The organism is Ruegeria sp. L11, assembly GCF_056531755.1.
The window spans coordinates 804141-823870 of sequence record NZ_JBQFMI010000001.1 but is presented as its reverse complement, the minus strand read 5'-3'; the positions used below and the strand labels follow the sequence as shown (position 1 = coordinate 823870).

The window sequence follows — 19730 nt, the reverse complement described above, 5'->3', positions numbered from 1 at the left end:
TCACAAACAATCAATGCTATGATTTGTTGAATATCTTTCAGGCCGTGGCGTTGCCTTATGGGGTTCAATATAGACCTTTTGGTAAGCCTGATGCGCTTTTCATCCCGCAAATCCCGCTTATGTTGGTGTCATAGGTCATCCGGAGGTTCCGATGGAGCGATTCGACAACAGTCCTGAAACGGCGCTTGACTGGCACCGCAGCGGGCGCGGCGCGGCGCTCGCTACGGTTGTCGAAACCTGGGGCAGTGCACCGCGGCGGGTGGGATCCCAATTGGTGATTGGCGGCGATGGTCGGATAGAAGGCTCTGTTTCTGGTGGATGTGTCGAAGGTGCTGTTATCGTCGAGGCGCTTGAAGCCATTGATGAAGGCGAAGCGCGTTTGCTTGAATTCGGGGTCAGTGACGACGATGCCTTCGCGGTTGGTTTGGCCTGTGGGGGGACCATACGCATTCTTGTCGAACCCATAGGAAAAGTCCTGCCAGAATCTATGTTGGCGGAACTGGTTGCCGCTCGGGCCGCTCGAACGCCCGTTGCCTACGAAGTCAACATCGAGACCGGGCGCAGGGCGCTGCGCCGCAACGCTTATGCCGACAGGCTGCGTATGGATCGGTCAGGGTTCGAAGAGGATGGCCAGACCTTTGTCGCAGTACATAACCCACCGCTGAGGTTGCTGGTTGTTGGGGCGGTTCACATTGCGCAGGCTCTGGTGCCGATGGCGCGGATTGCGGGCTATGATCCAACAATTATCGACCCGCGTGACGCCTTCGCGTCCAGTGCGCGTTTTCCCGGTGAAACGATCCTGACGGATTGGCCGGATGAAGCCGTTGCGAATCTTGGACTGGACGCGCGGACCGCTATTGTCCTGCTGACACATGACCCAAAACTCGATGATCCGGCGCTACAAGCCGCGTTGGACGCCGATGTGTTCTATATCGGTGCATTGGGGTCAACACGCACCCATGCCAAGCGCATTGAGCGTATGAAAGCGGCCGGTTTCACCGATGCGCAAATCTCTGGCATTCATGGTCCCATTGGCCTGGATATCGGGGCCGCCGGTCCTTCGGAAATCGCGGTTGCGATACTGGCACAGATAACGGCCGTTCTGCGAGGGAAAGCATGAAATTTGGGCCTGTGCCGGTGTCCCAGGCAGAGGGGGCCATTCTGGCGCATTCGGTTACAGCGGATGGGCGAAAGTTTCGCAAAGGGCTTGAATTGCGCTCGGAACATTTGGCGCAACTGGAAAAGGCTGGTCTAAGCGAGGTCATTGTTGCCCGGCTGGATACCGGTGATTGCCATGAAGATCAGGCGGCACGCAAACTGGCGTCTGCGCTGGCACCTGATCCAGCTTCAGCCAACTTGCGGGTAACCGAGGCATTTACCGGGCGGGTAAATCTTTTGTCCGATGGGCCCGGGGTTGCCGTGCTTGATGTTCGCGCACTTGAAATGTTCAATCTGGTCAATCCGATGATTACCGTTGCGACCGTTCCACAGTACCAGCAAATGGGGGCGAAGGGCATGGTGGCGACCATTAAGGTCATCTCATATGCCGTGCCAGAGGCTGATGTTCAGCGCGCCGCCGGGCTGGCACAAGGAGCTGTGCGTTTGGCGCGGCCAGTTCATCGGACAGCCGGTCTTGTTGTCTCAGAGATACCCGGTGGGCCACCGAACGAAAAGGGGATTGCCGCCATTCGGGGACGGGTCGAGGCATTGGGAATGGAGCTTTCGGATGTGCAGATTGTTCCGCATCGAACAGATTCCTTGACCAGCGCGATTTCTAAGGGGAAGGGTGATCTGCTAATGATATTGACGGGTTCGGCCACCTCGGACCCAAACGATGTCGCACCGTCGGCCGTTCGGCAGGCCGGTGGGACGATTGATCGCTTTGGTATGCCGGTTGATCCGGGAAACCTGCTGTTTCTGGGAGACCTGCAAGGCCGACCTGTGATCGGTTTGCCGGGATGCGCCCGCTCTCCGGCGTTGAATGGGGCGGATTGGGTGCTGTCGCGTGTCGCATGCGGGATTGAAACAACAGGCGCAGATATTGCCGGAATGGGTGTTGGCGGATTGCTGAAGGAAATCCCAACCAGACCCCAGCCGCGGGCGAAACGAAACGACTGACCGCCGCCAAGGTCCGCTATATTGCGTATGTACTATTCATATTCTAGGGTTTTCTCATCCTTGGCAACACGCCGGGCCGCCAATACGCGCCGGTGTCCTCCCGCGCCTTTTGAAACTGTTCGACCCTGTCCCGTGCAGCGTCTCCTCCTGCATCAAAGAGATGACCGAGCAGGCATTCCAGAACCGCCATCGCGCCGGAAAAGCTTGAAAACGGATGTAATGTGCGGGTGCTGACGGGCAGAACCACATCCGGGTTGACGCCGGGGGCAATCACCTCGCTATCCGAAAGCAGTACAATCTTCATAGACCGATCGCGGGCAAAGCGCATCGACTGGATCGTATCTGCGGAGTAGGGATGGACCGTGATCGCAAACAAACAATCCGCAGACGTGGCCTCGACAAGGTCATCGATGGCCGAGCCCATGTGCCGAGGTATCAGCTGTAACCCGGGATGGGCCATGCGGCCGGCGTAGTGAAAATAATAGGCCAGCGCATGGCTGGCCCTTGTGGCGGTCACATAACAGTGACGTGCAGACACCATGTATTCAACGGCACGCTTGGCCAAATTCGGCTCCATCAGACGCAGAGAGCGGGACACAACATTCATCTCATTGCGCGCGAATCTGGCCTGTGCGCCGTGGAAAGGGTCTTGTCCGGGTGATGTGGTTAGCCACCCATGACCTATCCTGTCTTCGCTGTCTGTTGTGAGGGCAAGGCGAAATGGGTGGCGGAAGGCGTCAAAACTGTCGAAACCCATACGCTGTGCCAGTCGAACAAGAACACTGGTGCTGATGCCGATCCGGTCAGCGGTCACCCGGACCGGGTTCAGGCCGAAATCACCGGGATGGTCGATGATATATTTCGCCGCGACTTGCATCTGCGCAGGCATCTCGTCGATCTCGCGCCGAATTTGGCTGGTCAAGGCTGCAAGGGTGGGTGCCATGCCAAAAAGAAACATATGTTTTCTTTAGTGTAAATTGAAAACGTCATCCAGCGAATCTAACTGAAGGCAAAGACTTGGGTGGTGCTATGACATCAAAAACAACCGACAGCTTGGACAGGCCCTACATTCTGGTTGCGCCAAACGGCGCCCGGCGGAGCGCGTTGGATCATCCCGCCTTACCGCTCAGGATTGATCAGATCGTCACGTCAGCACGGGATTGTCATGCTGCGGGTGCGGACGGGTTGCATCTGCATATTCGAGATGCAGACGGACTGCATTCACTGGACGCCGGATTGTACCGGGAAACGCTCGCGGAATTGCAGCGAGAGGTTCAAAAAATGGAGCTACAGATCACGACCGAAGCCGTTGGGCGGTTTGACGTAGCATCGCAACTGGACTGTTTGCAAAAGGTGCGACCTGAATGGGCCTCAATCTCGGTGCGTGAAATCGCCCGCGACCTTAACCTTGCACCCAGGGTCTATGCACAATGCGCGGATCAGGGCACGCGGGTTCAACATATACTGTATGATGCTGACGATGCACGATTACTGGACCATTGGCGCGCTCAGGGCATCGTACAGGCGAACCAGACAGACCGTTTGCTTGTTCTGGGGCGATACAGCGATGGACAGCAATCTATGCCAGCCGATCTCGAGGCTTTTCCAAAAAGCCCGGCTCGTTGGATGGTGTGCGCCTTTGGTGCGCAAGAACATGCCTGTCTGGCCGAGGCTGCACGACGCGGTGGTGACGTGCGGGTTGGGTTTGAAAACAGTCTGACGGGGCCGGATGGCAGACCTTGGGCAGATAACGCGGCTTCGGTCGCAGCATTAGTTGAATTGCTTGGAAGGGCAAAGAAATGAGTCATGTTTTCCCACGTCACACGAAATCGGACCTCCCCGTCGCGGTTGGCGGCGATGGCTGTTATCTGATTGATGCAGAGGGCAAGCGATACCTGGATTTCGGTGATGCCGCGGTATCATGTCTGGGTCATTCGAATCAGGCCGTGATCCAAGCGGTACAGCAGCAGGTGGAACAGATCGCCTTTGCACATACCGGGTTCATGACATCGGAACCGGCCGAGGCTTTGGCCGAATTGTTGATCCGGCATGCACCGGGGGATCTGGACCGTGTGTATTTTGTTTCGGGCGGGTCCGAAGCGACCGAAGCGGCAATCAAACTGGCGCGCCAATATTTCCTTGAAATCGGACAACCTGAACGCCGTCACGTTATCGCGCGAAAGCAAAGCTATCACGGCAACACTTTGGGGGCTTTGTCCGCAGGGGGTAACGCATGGAGACGGGCACAATTCGCCCCGATGCTGATCGAGATGACCCATATCTCTGCCTGCTACGAATATGCCGAAAAACCGGAAGACGAGAGCAGTTTTGACTACGGCCAGCGTGTGGCGAATGAATTGGAAACCGAAATCCTGCGGCTGGGTCCCGATACGGTCATGGCATTTATGGCCGAACCAGTGGTCGGGGCCACCCTTGGCGCAGTTCCTGCGGTTGAAGGATACTTCAAGCGTATTCGCGAGATTTGCGACCACTATGGTGTGTTGCTGATCTTGGATGAGGTGATGTGCGGTATGGGCCGAACCGGTCACCTGTTTGCCTGCGATCATGACGGTATCGAACCAGATATTCTTTGTATTGCCAAGGGGTTGGGGGCTGGATATCAACCAATCGGGGCCATGCTGTGCACCGGCAAGATTTATGACGCGATCCGCGATGGATCAGGGTTTTTCCAGCATGGGCACACCTATGTCGGTCATCCGGTCGCCACAGCCGCCGCATTGGCGGTGGTCCGTGAGTTGACCGAACGGGATTTACCTGCGCGTGCCGGGGTCATGGGCAACAAGCTGCAATCCGCCCTTGAGGCAGCATTCGGACAGCACCCGAACGTGGGAGATATCCGTGGTCGTGGGTTGTTCCGAGGTATTGAACTGGTCGTTGACCGTGACACCAAGGAACCTTTTGATCCATCACGTGGCATCGCAGGAAAGGTGAAAAAGGCAGCACTGGCTGAAGGGTTGATTTGCTATCCCATGGCAGGCACGCGGGATGGCCGGAACGGCGATCATGTCCTGCTGGCGCCGCCTTTTATCATCGAAGCGGAACAGATAGGCGAACTCGTCAGTAAACTGGAACGCGCCATTTCCGCCGTGCTTTGACATTACCGTGAACGCACTGTTCGCCCGCAGCTTATTTGTTAGTGTCGCGGGAGAAGTATCTGAAAAGGCGAAATCAATGGTGCTGGATATTTGGCGCAGCTTCCGCGCGCTTCCCCTTTGGGTTCAGATCTGGGTGGCCGTAATATTGGTGCCGGTTAATTTGGTTCCGCTTGCTTTCCTGGATCAGCCGCAGGGGATGCTCATCGCTGTTCTGGCGATGACCGGTATGGCGCTGAACATACCCATCATGGCGGTTGCGCGCGGGATGAGCGGTGCGATGGCTTTGCCGCACATTCTGTGCTGGGTTCCACTGGTTGTCATCGTAACGCTTTTGTTTTTTTCCGATGCGACCCTGAGCATTGCCTTTATCAAGTTTCTTTGGGTGCTTCTGATCGTTGACATAATTTCCTTGCTTTTCGACTTCAGAGATGCGGTCAACTGGTTACGAAGCAGACGCGCGACCTGAACAAAAAAGCCCCTTCGGCAGCGAAGGGGCTTTGATCGTTTCTGTCTTTTAAGCAGATTACTTATGCGGAAGCGGGCCGATCATCATGACCATCTGACGGCCTTCCATCTTCGGCATGTTTTCGATCTTGCCGACCTCTTTGATGTCTTCGGCCACACGTTCCAGCAATTCGCGACCCAGGTTCTGGTGCGCCATTTCACGGCCACGAAAGCGCAGGGTGACTTTGACCTTGTCGCCCTTTTCCAGAAACTTAAAGACGTTCTTCATTTTGACGTCATAGTCATGCGTATCGGTGTTCGGTCGGAATTTGACCTCTTTCACTTCGATGACTTTTTGTTTTTTGCGCGCTTCGTTTTCGCGTTTTTGCGTTTCGTACTTGTACTTGCCGAAATCCATGATCTTGCAGACCGGTGGGTTCGCATTGGGCGAGATTTCGACCAGATCAAGACCTGCATCTGCGGCCATCTGCATGGCTTTGGCGGGATGAACCACCCCGACGTTTTCACCTTCGGCGCCAATCAGGCGAATTTCGGGGGCACGGATCTTATCATTGACGCGCGGGCCGGTGTCTCTTTGTGGCGGCGCGTTGTGAGGTCTGCGAGCTATGGGTTCATTCCTTTGATGATTGCAGAATTTCGAGCCCGGAATTTAAACCGGGCAGGGCCGCACTTCAAGCGGCATAAATACAGGGTAATGCGAAAAAACTTGTTTTCTGCCGGTGTTTTTCGCGTTCAGGGTGGCAAAGCCCTGAACGCAGGGTTGCTTTAGCCGACAAAGGCTTTTTCGATCACGAACTCCTTGGGTTCCGAGTTGGCACCTTCACGCAATCCAAACCCTTCGAGGATTTCCTTGATATCCAGGTTGAAAGCCAGCGAACCGCAAACCATTGCACGGTCGGTTTCGGGCTTGATGCCACCGTCAATACCCAAGTCGGAAAACACGGTGCCGTCCTGTAGCAAAGTGGTGATGCGACCCATCTTTGGGCTCTCTTCCCGTGTGGTGGTCGGGTAATAGCGGATCTTGTCGGCAAATCCTTCACCGATCAGTTCGGCCAACAGTTCGTCCTGACGGATGCTGTCGATCAGTTGACGGCCATATTCCAGCTCTGCCACTTCGCGACAGGTGTGGGTGATGATGACCTCATCATAATCCTCATAGGTCTGCGGTTCACGCAGCAGCGAGGCAAAGGGCGCAAAGCCGGTGCCGGTCGCAAAGAACCACAGGCGTTTGCCGGGCAGCAGGGCGTCATGCACCAAGGTGCCAACCGGTTTTGGACGCAGGATGATCTGGTCACCCGGTTTGATATGTTGCAATTTTGAGGTCAGCGGGCCGTTCTGAACCTTGATCGAATAAAACTCCAGCTCTTCATCCCACGAGGGCGAGGCGATGGAATAGGCGCGCAGCAACGGCTTGCCGTTGTCGCCCAGAAGACCAATCATCACAAACTCGCCCGAGCGGAAACGCAGCGAGGCCGGGCGCGACACCTTGAAAGAAAACAGGCTGTCGGTCCAGTGTTTGACATCGGTTACAGTTTGCGCGTCCGGCAGGACGGGGACTTTTACGGCGGTTGCTTCGCTCACGGGCTTCATCTCTGTCATCGTTTACCTGCCGGTCTGCTAAACCGACATCTCCGTTTAATCTTTGATCCAAGTCAGGAAAAGGGGACAGATTGCCCCCTTTGCGTCACAGGCTGGCAATCGCGGGATCAGCCGCGCAGGCGAGCCTGATAGTTATTCTCTTTCCAGTTCGCGCGGGCCAGCCACTGATCCTCGGGTTGGCGGTCTGCCAGTTCTCCGTCGATCTCGACCTCGTCAAAGCCGCTGCGGCGCGCCATGGCGTATTGATCGGCAAGCACATGCCCTTTGGCGCGCAGCCGGCCTTTGTAGCCCTTCAGGCGCAATGTGCGAGCGATGGTAAATCCGCGACCATCTGCGAAAGACGGGAAGTCTACCCGAACCAGCCTCGTGCCGCCCAACCGGTCAAACAGTTCGTCCGGGTCTGTCTCCGAGCTCACGTCTAGCGCGACCACGTCATTGGCGGCATCATCCAGAGTGACAAAGCCGTCGGTCCAGTCATCAGGCGAAAAGCCCTCATCCGTTACGATTACGTTCATGTTTTCTCTCCGATGCGCATCATCTTGCCATCGACAAAATGGATGCCGCATTCTTCCTTGTTCTGGTCGCGCCACCGTCCGGCGCGGGGGTCTTCGCCCTCTTTGACAGGCGAGGTGCAGGGCGCACAGCCGATCGAAGGGTATCCTTTGGCCACCAGCGGATGCCGGGGCAGGTTGTTTTCTTCCATATAGGCCCGCACATCCTCGGGCGCCCAATGGGCGAGCGGGTTGACCTTGATCCGGCCTGTTCCGTCCTCGACCTCGAAGAATTCCAGCGCAGCGCGCGTGCCTGCCTGAAACCGCTTGCGTCCGGTTATCCAGCCATCGAACCCCACCAGTGCCCTTTGCAGCGGGAAAGTCTTGCGCAGGTTGCAGCACGCGTCCGTGTCGCGCAGGCGCAATGCGCCGTATGGGTCTTCGCGTTCAACCTCTGCATCCTCGGCCCGGATGATGCGAATGTTGGTAAGCCCCAGACGCTCGCTCACCTCCTGCTGGTATTCCAGCGTTTCGGTGAACAGCATCTGCGTGTCCACGAAAAGAACGGGCGTTGCCTTGTTCACCACCGCCGCCATATGCAACAGCACGACGGATTCCGCGCCAAAGCTCGAGACCAAGGCAAGCTCGTCGATCTCGTCAATCGCTCCATGCATGACATCATGAGCGCTGTGGTGCCGGAACTGGGCATTCAAGCCTTCGACACGTTCAGTCAGTTCGCGTCTGTCCCGGCCCAGTTCCGTCTGGATCAGGTCAAGCGGCATTTGCGCGGGCCTCGGGGTAGAGGGCGTCTTTGAACGGCGCCATGCCCACCCGGCGATATGTTTCCAGGAATGTCTCCTCTGCGCTTGCACGCTGGTTCAGATAGGTGTCGACAATGCGCTCCACGGCAGGAACGATTTCGTCATAGGCAAAGCCCGGACCGGTGCGATCACCAATTGCCGCAGTTTCGGTCGCATCGCCACCCAAAGTGATCTGGTAGTTTTCGACACCTGCGCGGTCCAAACCCAGAATGCCGATGTGGCCAACATGGTGATGACCGCAGGCGTTGATGCAGCCTGAGATTTTGATCTTCAGGTGGCCGATGTCATGCTCAAGCTTCAGGTCCTCGAACCGTGTTGCAATTTCCTGAGCAACCGGGATCGAACGCGCCGTCGCCAGCGCGCAATAATCCATACCCGGGCAGGCGATGATGTCGCTGATCAGACCGATGTTGGCGGTGGCCAGTTCGTATTCCTTCAGCTTGGCGTGGATCGCGGGCAGGTCCGATTTGTGGACATGCGGTAGGATCACGTTCTGCTCGTGGCTGATGCGCAGCTCGTCATAGGCGAATTCTTCGGCCAGATCGGCCATAACGCGCATTTGCTCGGCAGTTGCATCGCCCGGTGTTGCTCCATGCTTCTTGATCGAGATCGTGACGATCGCATGGTCCGCGTTCTTGTGCGGCGCGATGTTGGTGTCGACCCACGACCGGAAGACCGGATCGTTGGTATAGGTGCTTTCAAACGACGCGACCGAGCCTTCACGGTAGGCAGGTGGTGCAAAGTGGCCCTTGATCTCTTCCAGCAGGTTCATATCCGCGCCTTTGAACTGCGGGCGGACCTTCAGGAAGCGTTCGTTGACCTTGGCGCGGATAGCGTCGATGCCATGCTCGTGCACGGTGATCTTGATACGTGCCTTGTACTTGTTGTCGCGGCGACCAATCTGGTTCCATACGGAAACGGTGGCCTCCAGATAGGCCAGCAGGTCGTCAAAGGCGACGAACTCGGACAATTCCTTGCCGATCATGGGCGTACGGCCAAGGCCACCACCAACAATGACGCGAGCGCCCAGAACGCCGTCACGTTCGACCAGTTGCAGGCCGATGTCATGCGCTTTGATCACTGCGCGGTCGTTTTCACTGCCAGTGATGGCGATCTTGAACTTTCTCGGCATGAATTGGAATTCCGGGTGGTCGGTCGACCATTGGCGCAGCAATTCGGCGTAAGGGCGGGGATCAGCGACCTCATCTGCAGCGGCACCGGCAAAGTGGTCGGCGGTCACGTTGCGAATGGTGTTGCCCGAAGTCTGGATGGCGTGCATGCCAACCTCGGCCAGCGCGTCCAGCATATCCGGCACGTCGCTCAGCTTTGGCCAGTTGTACTGGATGTTCTGACGGGTGGTGAAATGGCCATAGCCTTTGTCCCACTTCTCGGCCAGCAGCGCCAGTTGACGCATCTGTGCACTGTTCAGCGTGCCATAGGGAATGGCGACGCGCAGCATGTAGGCGTGCAGCTGCAGATACAGCCCATTCATCAGGCGCAGCGGCTTGAATTCGTCTTCGGTCAACGAGCCGTCGATGCGGCGTTCCACCTGGGCGCGGAACTGCGCGTTACGTTCTGCCAAAAATGCTGTGTCGAACTCGGAGTAGCGATACATGTCTAGCTGTCCTTGTTTGCAGCCCCGAACCTTGGGGCCTTGAAGGGGAGAGAGATGGCCAGAGGTCAGGCCCGGGGCTGCTGGGAAGTTTCCTGTTTGCCGTGGGCATAGTTGGACGGACCAGTCCGGCGGAAATCTTCCCGAAAATGGGTGGGTTCTGGGCCGTTTTTGCCAGCAACGGCATCAGCCAGATAGGCGCCCACGACTTTACTTGCCTGACGCGCCGCATCTAGCAGACGCACCTGTGCATGTGCTTCGTCAGTGATCAGTTCCGCCTGCGACAGTTCACGCGTCCAACTGTCATCTTCGGTCTGGTAAATGACGTCACCTACCAGCAAGTCATTTGCGGTGACGACTTTGGGGGTAAAAGCGCGGGCCATCAGGCAAGCTCCTTGTTGAATTCGGTTACGGCCTGCGCCGCTTCGCGCGGGGCAAGGCCATAGAATGTCAGGGCCGGTCCATCCATTTCGGCGGCGGCCAGATCGGCGGGCAGTTGATCCAGTGTGGTGGCCAGTATCCGCTGGTTCGGGCGCGAGGCGTTTTCGACCAGTGTGACAGGGGTGGCGCGATCGGCGCCATGCATGATCAGGCGACCCTGGATAAAGCGGGCAGATTTCTTGCCCATATAGATCGCAGCAACCGAACCGGCCCGTGCCAGGGCATTCCAGTCATGATCGGCAAAACCTTTCATGTCGTGCCCGGTCAGAAACCGCACCGAGGAATTCCGGCCGCGTTGAGTCAGACTTTGGCCGATTCCAGCCACCGCGGCAGATGCCGCCGTGATACCGGGAACGATCTGCCACGAAATTCCAGCCGCCTCGACGGCCTCGATCTCTTCATCCAGACGGCCAAAGACAGTGGGATCGCCGGACTTCAGGCGGACCACGCGGTTACCTTTCAAGGCATATTCGACCAAAAGCGCGTCGATATCACTTTGCTTCCAGGATGGGCCGAACCCGGCTTTGCCGACATCAACCAAGGCGGCGCTTTGACCGGCTATGTCCAGTACGGGTTCACTGATAAGGCGGTCATGCAGCACAACATCAGCCCGCTCAAACGCAGTCAGCGCCTTGAGTGTCAGCAACTCGGGGTCGCCCGGACCTGCGCCGACAAAGTCGACATGCCCTTTGGTGCCTGTTGTGCGAACGTCCTGCATCGGATCATCTCGGGTGTGGTTTGACTTGACCCTCAATATAGGAAATATTCCCACCAAAGTGCCATATGGGCGCTCAAAAAAGGACAAACGTTCCATCGAAACAAAATTTTGGAACGAAAGCTTCGATGTGGAAGGAATATTGGAATGTCGGTGCGGATAGATGATACGGATCGGAAAATTCTGGCCGAGCTGCAACGTGATGCAGGGCAGTCACTGGACGAAATAGCGGCTCGGGTCGGCAGTTCAAAGACGCCTGTCTGGAATCGTATTCGTAAGCTCAAGAGTGCGGGAATCATTGGTCAGCAAACGGTTTTGCTGGATGCCGAAGCGCTAGGGTTTGAGGCGACTTTCTTTGTTTTGATCCGCACGTCGGAACACGAGGCTGAGTGGCAGCGCAAGTTCCTTAAGGCATTGCGCGAACATCCCGAAGTGCAGGAGGCGCATCGGCTGGCAGGCGACATTGATTATATTCTCAAGGTTCGGGTCAAGAACGCGCGCGCCTATGATCAATTCTACCAGTCGCTGATTTCGGAGGTACGGGTGCACAATGTGACCGCGCTATTGTCGATGGAAGAAATCAAGTCCACAACGATGCTTCCCCTCAACGCATTGGTTGAAGGGGCATAGAAGGCAGGTACTGCCAGCGCCGGATCGATCCGCGCCTTATACAGGTCAGACCTGAACCATTAACCGTTCCAGACCATGGAAGTGATAGCTGTCTGAATAGGTCGGCGGATCGGCAAGCCGCAGGTTCGGGCAGCTGTTGAACAGAATGGGCAGAGCTATGCGCATTTCCAACCTTGCCAAAGGTGCGCCGACGCAAAAATGGATGCCTCCACCAAAACTTGTGTTGACCTCAATCGAGCGCGTCGGATCAAACCTGTCGGGTTCATCCCAGACCGCAGGGTCGCGGTTTGCAGCGCCAAGCAAAAGTGCGATCTGATCACCGCGTCTGAACGAATGCCCAAACATATCAACGTCTTCATACGCATAGCGTGTGAACATGTGTAGGGGCGGGTCATAGCGCAGGATTTCTTCAATCGTTGCGTCGATCTGGTCCGGGCCTAGAACGTCGGGGCTGGTATGTGTTTGCAACAGGGTTTTCACACCGTTCGCCAGCGAATGCACCGTTGCTTCGTGACCTGCATTCAACAGCAAGATGCATGTTGCGACCAGTTCGTCGATGGACAGCTTTTCGCCTTCCTTCTCGGCGCTGATAAGCCGGGTGATCAAATCGTCACGCGGATCGTTGCGTCGTTGTTTAATGTATCCCAACAGGAAATCCGTGAACTCCTGAGAGGACTTGGCGGCCTTATCCTCGGTCGCCTGTGTCCGGTTGGCCTGATACATCGCGACCATGTCATGCGACCACTGCAACAGGTTGGGCGCCATGTCTTCGGGAACGCCCAACAGTCGGCAGATAGTTACCACCGGGACCTGAGTGCAATAAGCGCTCAGCAGATCGAAAGGTGTATTCGGAAACGCCTCGACAAGACTGTGGCATAGCGATTCTATGGAAGGCTGCAACGCAGATATTTCCCGCGACGTGAAAGCGCGCATAACAAGCGCCCTTAGGCGGGTATGTCGCGGGGGTTCAGCTTCAAGCAGCGAATGGGCTTCGATAGCCAGCCAGGGGGCCAAATGGGCGGGGCCCTGTATCGCGCATTCAGGCGGAACTTCCCGCCCAAACCGGCGGTCGCGAAGAAGTGCCCGCACGGCACGGCAGGACGTCGCAGCAGCCATATCGTAGTCGCGCCAATAGAACAGATCACCAGCAGCGCGGGCCTGATCATAGAAAGGGTAGGGGTTCTGAACGAAACCCGGGTCTGTCGGGGATTGCGAGAATGACTTCATGCGACGCACACTTGCCACGAGCCGCGTTGAATGCAAGACCCTGTCTATGCAGAGAGTTTGGATCATTGTCGGTTTTTTGTCCGCTGTCGGGCTGCTGTCAGGTTTTGTTTGGTCTTATGGCTATCGTCAGGCGCTGTCTCAGCTAAGCGACAAGGCCGAAGCCGACCTTGAACTGGCGGCGGATCGGCTCAGCACCCAGATGCAGGTCTACCAGGAACTGGCGGTTCTGATGGCGACACATCCCGCCTTGCACGCGTTGGATACACCGACACAAATACATGACGCGCAAGCGATGTTGCTGGACGTTGCCGACAAGACAGCGGCCGTCAACATGATGTACCTGGATCGCAGCGGTCGGGTTCTGGTCGCCGCACAGCCAGTGGCACAGCGAGACATGTCCGCACATCCAGCGTTCAGGCGCGCCATGCAGGGTGCGGCTGGCACAGCGCATGAGGTGGCTCCGGACAGTGGCGACCGGATATATTCCTATGCCGCTCCGACTTTTGCCGCCTCCGGGCAAGTCGAAGGTGCAGTGATGGTGGTTGCCGATGTCCAGGATATTGAACAAACTTGGCGGGGCAGTACCGAAGCCGTTTTCTTTGTTGATTCTGACGGCGTCGTCTTCATCTCAAACCGGTCGGACTTGCTGTTCTGGAGCCGCGAGGTTGGCCAGTCCGGGCTGACACCGCCAGAGGGTGCCTCGGTGGATTTTGCCGCGACGCGGGTCGGCCAGCATGAATTGTGGCGGCTGAACTGGGGGCGGTATTTGCCACGCGATGCGTTGCACCTAACGCTTGAATTGCCTGTGATCGATATGACCGCCGAGGTTTTGGTGGACGTGGCCCCGGCCCGGCGACTTGCCGGGTTGCAGGCGGCGGCGGTCGCCGCGATCTGTCTGGCGTTTGGTGCGATGCTGTATCTTGCGATGGAACGGCGACGGACGCTGGCGAATGCCAACACGGTTCTGGAAAGCCGGGTGGCGCAGCGTACCCGTGCTTTGACCCAAGCAAACACCGCATTGCGCCGCGAAGTTGCAGAACGTCAGGAGGCCGAAGCAGCACTGAAAAAAGCGCAGGCAGAGCTGGTGCAGGCAGGTAAGCTCAGCGCGTTGGGGCAGATGTCGGCGGGGATCAGCCACGAACTCAACCAACCGTTGATGGCGATCCAGCAATTCGCCGACAATGGTACGGCCTTTCTTGAACGCGGCAAAGGTGACAGGGCCAGTGAAAACCTTGGGCGTATTTCGGAAATGGCCGCCCGCATGGCCCGGATCATCAAGAACCTGCGCGCGTTCGCTCGCAATGAAAGCGAACCGATGGGTCGGGTCGATCTGGTGCAGGTTCTGAAAACTGCCGTCGAATTGACCGAAACCCGTTTGCGTGACGATGATGTGACGCTGGAATGGGAACCGGGACAGGCTGCGGTTTATGTTTGGGGGGGGGAAGTCCGCTTGGTGCAGGTCTTTGTTAATCTGATCAATAACGCGGCGGATGCGATGCTGGGGCGACCCAAGCGGCACATTTCGATTGTGATGCACGAAGAAGACCGGTTGCGCGTTTCTGTGCAGGATACCGGCCCGGGGATTGAAGACCCCGACCGGGTGTTCGAGCCGTTTTATTCGACCAAAAGCGTAGGTTCCTCTGAAGGTCTGGGGCTTGGTCTTTCTATATCATATGGTCTTGTTCAAAGCTTTGGGGGTGAAATCCGCGGGGCAAACACGGCTGATGGCGCAGTGTTTACCGTCGAGCTGGAGCCCTACGGGAAAGAAGAGGCAGCATGATGCGCAGGGTTCTGTTGGTCGATGATGACGCAGCTGTTCGCGAGGCATTGGCGCAAACCATTGAACTTGCAGATTACGCACCGACAACAGCCGGTTCTTTTGTGGCGGCCAAGGATCATATTCGGCGGGATTTCCCCGGTGTGATTATTTCGGACATTCGAATGCCCGGGCGGGATGGCTTCCACTTGTTGGCGTATGCTCGGGACATCGACCCCGAGCTTCCGGTGATCCTTTTGACCGGAGAAGGTGATATCCCAATGGCCGTAGAAGCCATCGGAAAAGGAGCGTTTGATTTTCTCGAAAAACCCTGCGCTGCGTCTGACCTGATGGACGTTCTTGAACGCGCATTCGCAGCCCGCACCCAAGTGTTGGAACAGCGCGCCCTGAAATCCGAACTTGAAAGGGGGGACCCGGCCGCACGTTTGCTGTTTGGTCTGTCTCCGCAAGCCGAGGCGCTGCGAGATCGTGTGCGGACCGTCGCACCGACGGGGGCCGAAGTCCTTGTTACCGGCCCGCCGGGCAGCGGCATATCCAAAGTAGCCGAAGTGGTTCACCTGATGTCGCCCGCTGGTCAGGGGCCTTTTGTCAAACGTCCGGCTTCAAGTCTAAGCCCCGATGACCTTGCCCAAAGCTGCGGCGATGCCGTGGGTGGTTCCCTGTTTCTGGACGAAGTGTCCGCCATGCCCCAAGCCACGCAGTTTGCGGCGTTGGAGATCATCGAGCGGGGTCCGGGGGGGCGCATTATTGCAGGAACAACCGCTGATCTGTCTGCGTTAAGTTCGGAGGGGCGGTTCAACGCTGATCTGTTTTATCGTTTGGATGTAATGCGGGTGCGTGTTCCTTCACTGGCGGAACGCCCCGACGACATTCCGGTTATCTTTCGTCACTATGTGGCGCAAGCGGCCGAGCAGGCAGGCATCGCAATTCCCGAGATTTCGTCTGAACATCTGGCGGCCTTGATGGCCAGCGACTGGCCGGGCAACGCCCGTTCGCTGATGTCAGCAGCGATGCGGTTTGTTCTTGGGATGCCTGAGGAGGTTGCGCAGGCTACGGATCTGGGGTTGAGCGAACAGATGGCGCGGGTTGAACGATCTTTGTTGATTGCAGCTTTGGGCCGCCACAATGGAAAAGCGTCAGATGCGGCCAAGGCGCTGAAGCTGCCGCGCAAGACCTTTTACGACAAGCTGGCGCGCTACCAGATTCGTCCCGAGGATTACCGCAGATAAGCAGGAACCGGATTGGCACATCTGATTCGAAGAAGTGATTCGGAAATTGTGCGGAAATCCGCACAAGCCGCTCTGAGGATGTGCGAGTTTTCGCACGGCTCGGACCTGGGAAGCGCAGAACCTGAACCAGCAACGGCGTAACACTTTGGTATTAAACAGGTAATCAGACACTTTCCGCAATCGCAGTCAAAAGTTGTGTGCTTTACCCTGAGTCGCTTCACTGCACGCCATACGGCGCTTACCCGGCGTCGACTGCAAGTTTCAAGGAACTCTGGGAGGATATCAGATGAAGCTTCTGACAACGGCAGCAACAGCGCTTGCTCTGACAGTAACCGCAACGGCTGGTATGGCTGCATGCGACGAAGGTGAAATCGTCGTTAAGTTCGCGCATGTGACGAACACCGACAAACACCCCAAAGGTATCGCGGCATCGCTGTTGGAGCAGCGGGTCAACGATGAAATGAACGGCACGATGTGTGTTGAGGTCTACCCGAACTCGACGCTCTACAACGATGACAAAGTTCTCGAAGCGATGTTGCAGGGCGACGTGCAACTGGCCGCGCCCTCGCTGTCGAAATTCGAGAAGTTCACCAAACAGTTCCGCCTGTTTGACCTGCCGTTCATGTTCAAGAATGTCGACGCTGTAGACGCGTTCCAGGCCTCGGCCGAAGGGCAGGCGATGAAAGACAGCATGCAGCGCCGCGGCCTGCAAGGGCTGGCGTTCTGGCACAACGGCATGAAGCAGATGTCGGCCAATAAGGCTTTGGTTGATCCGTCGGATGCAAACGGTCTGAAGTTCCGCGTGCAGTCGTCAGATGTGCTGGTGGCACAGATGGAAGCCATCGGGGGCAGCCCGCAGAAAATGGCCTTCTCGGAAGTGTATGGCGCGCTGCAACAGGGCGTTGTGGACGGGCAGGAGAACACCTGGTCGAACATCTACGGCAAGAAGTTCTTTGAGGTGCAGGACGGTATCACCGAAACCAACCACGGCATCATCGACTATCTGGTCGTGACATCGGTGGATTGGCTGGACAGTCTTGATCCGGCGGTGCGGGATCAGTTCCTGACTATTCTGGCCGAAGTTACCGAGACCCGGAACAAAGAAGCCTTTGCTGTGAACGAAGCGGCCAAAGCCTCGATCATCGATGCGGGCGGCGTCATTCGTGAACTGAACCCTGAACAGCGTCAGGCCTGGGTCGACGCAATGAAACCGGTCTGGGACAAATTCGCTGGTGACGTGGGTCAGGACAAGATCGACGCGGCGCAGGCCATCAACGCCGGGTTCTGATCCGGTCAAAGGCCGCGCGTCAGGGGACTGGGGAGTATTCGACGCGCAGGCCGGGCGGGCTGAAATGGCCCGCCCCATTCTCAACTCTCTCTTCAATAAAATGCGGGGACTGAAAGATGTCTGGTGCGAACTCCGGCCAGGGCGGGCTGATCGACCATATCGAAGAAACCCTGATCGCGTTGCTTTTGGGCCTTATGACGGTCGTTACATTTGCCAACGTGATCGCGCGGTTTGTCTTTAATTCAAATATCCTATGGGCGCTTGAGTTGACAGTGTTCACGTTTGGCTGGCTGGTGCTGCTGGGCGCATCTTACGCGGTCAAGAAACATGCTCATCTGGGTGTGGATGCAATCCTGAACATGCTGGCGCCAGCACCGAGGCGCATTATGGCGCTGGTCTCGGTCGGGTTCTGTCTGATGTTCTCGCTGCTGATGCTCAAAGGGGCATATGACTATTGGGCCGTCTTTGCAGATCTGCCGCCAACATCGGGCCGCTGGTTCCCGACCGGGTTCGATTTCGGCGCACGCAGCCAGAGTTTCTACGAGGTAGACGACATCCCCATGGTCGCTCCGCTGCGCTTTCTGGAAGACCTGATCAACTATGGCGAGGGGTATGAAAAACTGCCCAAGGTCGTACCTTACCTGGTTCTGCCGGTGTCCATGCTGCTGCTGGTGATCCGGTTTTCGCAGGTCGCCGTTCAAATTTGGCGTGGTGAGACCGATCGCCTTGTCGCCAGCCACGAAGTCGAGGACGAGATTGAAGAAGTCCGCGCACAACAAGGGGTGCATGACTGATGGACGTTATCCTTCTTTTCTCGATGGTCATCGGCCTGCTGCTGATCGGGGTTCCGATTGCGGTTGCACTTGGCCTCAGCTCGACCCTGTTCCTGCTGATCTATTCCGACAGTTCGCTGGCTTCAGTTGCAGGCACGCTGTTTGAGGCGTTCGAGGGGCATTTCACCCTGTTGGCGATCCCGTTCTTCATTCTGGCCTCGTCCTTTATGACGACAGGTGGTGTAGCGCGTCGGATCATCCGTTTCTCGATTGCTTGCGTGGGGCATCTGCCCGGCGGTCTGGCGATTGCGGGCGTGTTTGCCTGTATGCTGTTTGCCGCGCTGTCAGGATCGTCCCCGGCCACGGTTGTGGCGATCGGGTCGATTGTCATCGCAGGTATGCGCCAGGTTGGGTATTCCAAGGAGTTTGCCGCCGGTGTGATCTGTAACGCGGGTACGCTGGGCATCCTGATCCCTCCGTCCATCGTGATGGTTGTGTATGCTGCCGCCGTCGAAGTTTCAGTTGGGCGCATGTTTCTGGCTGGCGTTATTCCCGGTCTGATGGCTGGCTTCATGCTGATGGTCACCATCTATGTCATGGCAAAGGTCAAGAACCTGCCCAAGGGTGAATGGAAGGGGTGGGGTGAGGTCTTTACCTCGGCCCGCGAGGCCGGTTGGGGCCTGTTCCTGATCGTTATCATTCTGGGTGGCATTTATGGGGGTATCTTTACCCCGACCGAGGCTGCCGCGGTTGCTGCCGTCTATGCCTTTTTCATCGCCAGTTTCGTCTACAAGGACATGGGTCCGCTGAGTACGGAAGGGGACGCACAGAACCTGCCGCTGCTGAAAAAGCCTTACGCGTTGGTCGCGGCGTTCTTTCACCCGGATACCAAGCATACACTGTTCGAGGCGGGCAAGCTGACGGTGACGTTGTTGTTCGTGATCGCCAACGCGCTGATCCTTAAGCATGTTCTGACGGACGAACAGGTGCCGCAGCATATCGCCGAGGCGATGCTGACCGCAGGGCTAGGGCCGGTGGCGTTCCTGATCGTTGTGAACGTGATCCTTCTGATCGGTGGACAGTTTATGGAGCCGTCGGGCCTGTTGGTGATCGTCGCACCGCTGGTGTTCCCGATTGCCATCGAGCTGGGCATCGATCCGATCCATCTGGGCATCATTATGGTGGTGAACATGGAAATCGGAATGATCACGCCTCCGGTTGGTCTAAACCTGTTCGTAACCTCGGGCGTTGCAGGTATGCCGATGATGAGCGTTGTTAGGGCAGCGCTGCCGTTCCTCGCTGTTCTCTTCGTCTTCCTGATTATGGTGACGTATATACCGTGGATCTCGACATTCCTGCCCAACACTTTCATGGGCCCGGAAATCATAACCAATTAAGTGGTTTGACGATGTACGTAGCCGGGCGGTT

The 19730-nt window shown here is 57.1% G+C and carries 19 protein-coding genes and 1 pseudogene; 11 read left to right on the top strand and 9 right to left on the bottom strand.

The window, feature by feature from the left end:
* Positions 1–151 precede the first annotated feature (151 nt).
* Together ACR0CE_RS04095 and ACR0CE_RS04090 are read left to right on the top strand one after the other, a co-directional pair.
* Positions 152–1120, top strand: coding sequence for an XdhC family protein (locus tag ACR0CE_RS04095; RefSeq protein ID WP_480537744.1), 969 nt, complete (start codon positions 152–154; stop codon positions 1118–1120).
* The gene (locus ACR0CE_RS04090) at positions 1117–2118 is read left to right on the top strand and encodes a molybdopterin-binding protein (RefSeq protein ID WP_480831041.1); all 1002 of its coding nucleotides are present in this window, start codon (positions 1117–1119) and stop codon (positions 2116–2118) included. The genes ACR0CE_RS04095 and ACR0CE_RS04090 overlap by 4 nt, the downstream gene beginning before the upstream one ends.
* 43 nt (positions 2119–2161) lie before the next feature.
* Here ACR0CE_RS04090 and ACR0CE_RS04085 read toward each other — a convergent pair whose 3' ends face one another.
* Positions 2162–3061 carry a MurR/RpiR family transcriptional regulator gene (locus tag ACR0CE_RS04085; protein ID WP_480558525.1) on the bottom strand — a complete coding sequence of 300 codons (900 nt, stop codon included), beginning with the start codon at positions 3059–3061 and terminating at the stop codon, positions 2162–2164.
* A gap of 86 nt (positions 3062–3147) precedes the next feature.
* Here ACR0CE_RS04085 and ACR0CE_RS04080 point away from each other — a divergent pair, with 86 nt between their 5' ends.
* Genes ACR0CE_RS04080 through ACR0CE_RS04070 form a run of 3 tightly spaced genes read left to right on the top strand, consistent with a single transcriptional unit; the run spans position 3148 to position 5700 of the window.
* Positions 3148–3921 carry a beta-keto acid cleavage family enzyme gene (locus tag ACR0CE_RS04080; RefSeq protein ID WP_480831038.1) on the top strand — a complete coding sequence of 258 codons (774 nt, stop codon included), beginning with the start codon at positions 3148–3150 and terminating at the stop codon, positions 3919–3921.
* Positions 3918–5234, top strand: coding sequence for an aspartate aminotransferase family protein (locus ACR0CE_RS04075; RefSeq protein WP_480831036.1), 1317 nt, complete (start codon positions 3918–3920; stop codon positions 5232–5234). The genes ACR0CE_RS04080 and ACR0CE_RS04075 overlap by 4 nt, the downstream gene beginning before the upstream one ends.
* Before the next feature lie 7 nt (positions 5235–5241).
* Entirely contained in the window at positions 5242–5700 is a 459-nt protein-coding gene (locus ACR0CE_RS04070) for a hypothetical protein (RefSeq protein ID WP_480831035.1), read from the top strand.
* Between the two features lie 57 nt (positions 5701–5757).
* Here ACR0CE_RS04070 and infC read toward each other — a convergent pair whose 3' ends face one another.
* The 7 genes and pseudogenes from infC to cobA form a co-directional block, all read right to left on the bottom strand.
* Positions 5758–6219, bottom strand: coding sequence for a translation initiation factor IF-3 (gene infC / locus ACR0CE_RS04065; protein WP_480481680.1), 462 nt, complete (start codon positions 6217–6219; stop codon positions 5758–5760).
* 245 nt (positions 6220–6464) lie between these two features.
* Positions 6465–7298 carry a ferredoxin--NADP reductase gene (locus ACR0CE_RS04060; protein ID WP_209504075.1) on the bottom strand — a complete coding sequence of 278 codons (834 nt, stop codon included), beginning with the start codon at positions 7296–7298 and terminating at the stop codon, positions 6465–6467.
* 107 nt (positions 7299–7405) lie between these two features.
* Positions 7406–7813, bottom strand: a complete 408-nt coding sequence (locus tag ACR0CE_RS04055) for a DUF934 domain-containing protein (RefSeq protein WP_267365587.1) — start codon at positions 7811–7813, stop codon at positions 7406–7408.
* Positions 7810–8571: a phosphoadenylyl-sulfate reductase gene (locus ACR0CE_RS04050; protein WP_480831033.1), complete on the bottom strand. Its 762-nt coding sequence runs from the start codon at positions 8569–8571 to the stop codon at positions 7810–7812. Before ACR0CE_RS04050 ends, ACR0CE_RS04055 begins: the two co-directional genes overlap by 4 nt.
* Complete coding sequence (locus ACR0CE_RS04045; RefSeq protein ID WP_480772639.1) at positions 8561–10225, bottom strand: nitrite/sulfite reductase; 1665 nt, start codon at positions 10223–10225, stop codon at positions 8561–8563. The genes ACR0CE_RS04050 and ACR0CE_RS04045 overlap by 11 nt, the downstream gene beginning before the upstream one ends.
* Positions 10226–10290: 65 nt before the next feature.
* Complete coding sequence (locus ACR0CE_RS04040; protein WP_480505356.1) at positions 10291–10605, bottom strand: DUF2849 domain-containing protein; 315 nt, start codon at positions 10603–10605, stop codon at positions 10291–10293.
* Positions 10605–11351: pseudogene (gene cobA / locus ACR0CE_RS04035) on the bottom strand (uroporphyrinogen-III C-methyltransferase); the annotation flags it as partial. The gene ACR0CE_RS04040 and the pseudogene cobA, both read right to left, overlap by 1 nt.
* Before the next feature lie 174 nt (positions 11352–11525).
* Between cobA and ACR0CE_RS04030 the strand changes: the two are divergent.
* A complete protein-coding gene (locus tag ACR0CE_RS04030) occupies positions 11526–12008 on the top strand; it encodes an Lrp/AsnC family transcriptional regulator (protein WP_267365581.1) in 483 nt (160 codons plus the stop codon).
* Between the two features lie 45 nt (positions 12009–12053).
* Here ACR0CE_RS04030 and ACR0CE_RS04025 read toward each other — a convergent pair whose 3' ends face one another.
* On the bottom strand, positions 12054–13235 hold the full coding sequence (locus ACR0CE_RS04025) for a cytochrome P450 (protein WP_480481137.1): 1182 nt from the start codon (positions 13233–13235) through the stop codon (positions 12054–12056).
* Between the two features lie 46 nt (positions 13236–13281).
* On the opposite strand from ACR0CE_RS04025, the gene ACR0CE_RS04020 reads away from it, so the two are divergent.
* The 5 genes from ACR0CE_RS04020 (at position 13282) to ACR0CE_RS04000 (ending at position 19699) form a co-directional block, all read left to right on the top strand.
* On the top strand, positions 13282–15015 hold the full coding sequence (locus ACR0CE_RS04020) for a sensor histidine kinase (protein WP_480528423.1): 1734 nt from the start codon (positions 13282–13284) through the stop codon (positions 15013–15015).
* Positions 15012–16241, top strand: coding sequence for a sigma-54-dependent transcriptional regulator (locus ACR0CE_RS04015; RefSeq protein WP_480831030.1), 1230 nt, complete (start codon positions 15012–15014; stop codon positions 16239–16241). Before ACR0CE_RS04020 ends, ACR0CE_RS04015 begins: the two co-directional genes overlap by 4 nt.
* 286 nt (positions 16242–16527) lie before the next feature.
* Positions 16528–17529, top strand: a complete 1002-nt coding sequence (locus ACR0CE_RS04010; protein ID WP_480558509.1) for a DctP family TRAP transporter solute-binding subunit — start codon at positions 16528–16530, stop codon at positions 17527–17529.
* Positions 17530–17645: 116 nt separating this feature from the next.
* Positions 17646–18323, top strand: a complete 678-nt coding sequence (locus tag ACR0CE_RS04005; RefSeq protein ID WP_480485779.1) for a TRAP transporter small permease — start codon at positions 17646–17648, stop codon at positions 18321–18323.
* The gene (locus tag ACR0CE_RS04000) at positions 18323–19699 is read left to right on the top strand and encodes a TRAP transporter large permease (protein ID WP_480564953.1); all 1377 of its coding nucleotides are present in this window, start codon (positions 18323–18325) and stop codon (positions 19697–19699) included. The genes ACR0CE_RS04005 and ACR0CE_RS04000 overlap by 1 nt, the downstream gene beginning before the upstream one ends.
* Positions 19700–19730 lie beyond the last annotated feature (31 nt).

What these genes read in the sequence shown, in the direction of transcription:
- ACR0CE_RS04010 (WP_480558509.1), top strand. Translation starts at nt 16,528, where the DNA reads ATGAAGCTTCTGACAACGGCAGCAACAGCGCTTGCTCTGACAGTAACC.
- ACR0CE_RS04000 (WP_480564953.1), top strand. Translation starts at nt 18,323, where the DNA reads ATGGACGTTATCCTTCTTTTCTCGATGGTCATCGGCCTGCTGCTGATC.
- ACR0CE_RS04085 (WP_480558525.1), bottom strand. Translation starts at nt 3,061, where the DNA reads ATGGCACCCACCCTTGCAGCCTTGACCAGCCAAATTCGGCGCGAGATC.
- ACR0CE_RS04075 (WP_480831036.1), top strand. Translation starts at nt 3,918, where the DNA reads ATGAGTCATGTTTTCCCACGTCACACGAAATCGGACCTCCCCGTCGCG.
- ACR0CE_RS04050 (WP_480831033.1), bottom strand. Translation starts at nt 8,571, where the DNA reads ATGCCGCTTGACCTGATCCAGACGGAACTGGGCCGGGACAGACGCGAA.
- ACR0CE_RS04025 (WP_480481137.1), bottom strand. Translation starts at nt 13,235, where the DNA reads ATGAAGTCATTCTCGCAATCCCCGACAGACCCGGGTTTCGTTCAGAAC.
- ACR0CE_RS04095 (WP_480537744.1), top strand. Translation starts at nt 152, where the DNA reads ATGGAGCGATTCGACAACAGTCCTGAAACGGCGCTTGACTGGCACCGC.
- ACR0CE_RS04005 (WP_480485779.1), top strand. Translation starts at nt 17,646, where the DNA reads ATGTCTGGTGCGAACTCCGGCCAGGGCGGGCTGATCGACCATATCGAA.
- ACR0CE_RS04015 (WP_480831030.1), top strand. Translation starts at nt 15,012, where the DNA reads ATGATGCGCAGGGTTCTGTTGGTCGATGATGACGCAGCTGTTCGCGAG.
- ACR0CE_RS04080 (WP_480831038.1), top strand. Translation starts at nt 3,148, where the DNA reads ATGACATCAAAAACAACCGACAGCTTGGACAGGCCCTACATTCTGGTT.
- ACR0CE_RS04055 (WP_267365587.1), bottom strand. Translation starts at nt 7,813, where the DNA reads ATGAACGTAATCGTAACGGATGAGGGCTTTTCGCCTGATGACTGGACC.
- ACR0CE_RS04030 (WP_267365581.1), top strand. Translation starts at nt 11,526, where the DNA reads ATGTCGGTGCGGATAGATGATACGGATCGGAAAATTCTGGCCGAGCTG.
- ACR0CE_RS04090 (WP_480831041.1), top strand. Translation starts at nt 1,117, where the DNA reads ATGAAATTTGGGCCTGTGCCGGTGTCCCAGGCAGAGGGGGCCATTCTG.
- ACR0CE_RS04040 (WP_480505356.1), bottom strand. Translation starts at nt 10,605, where the DNA reads ATGGCCCGCGCTTTTACCCCCAAAGTCGTCACCGCAAATGACTTGCTG.
- ACR0CE_RS04045 (WP_480772639.1), bottom strand. Translation starts at nt 10,225, where the DNA reads ATGTATCGCTACTCCGAGTTCGACACAGCATTTTTGGCAGAACGTAAC.
- ACR0CE_RS04060 (WP_209504075.1), bottom strand. Translation starts at nt 7,298, where the DNA reads ATGACAGAGATGAAGCCCGTGAGCGAAGCAACCGCCGTAAAAGTCCCC.
- ACR0CE_RS04020 (WP_480528423.1), top strand. Translation starts at nt 13,282, where the DNA reads ATGCAGAGAGTTTGGATCATTGTCGGTTTTTTGTCCGCTGTCGGGCTG.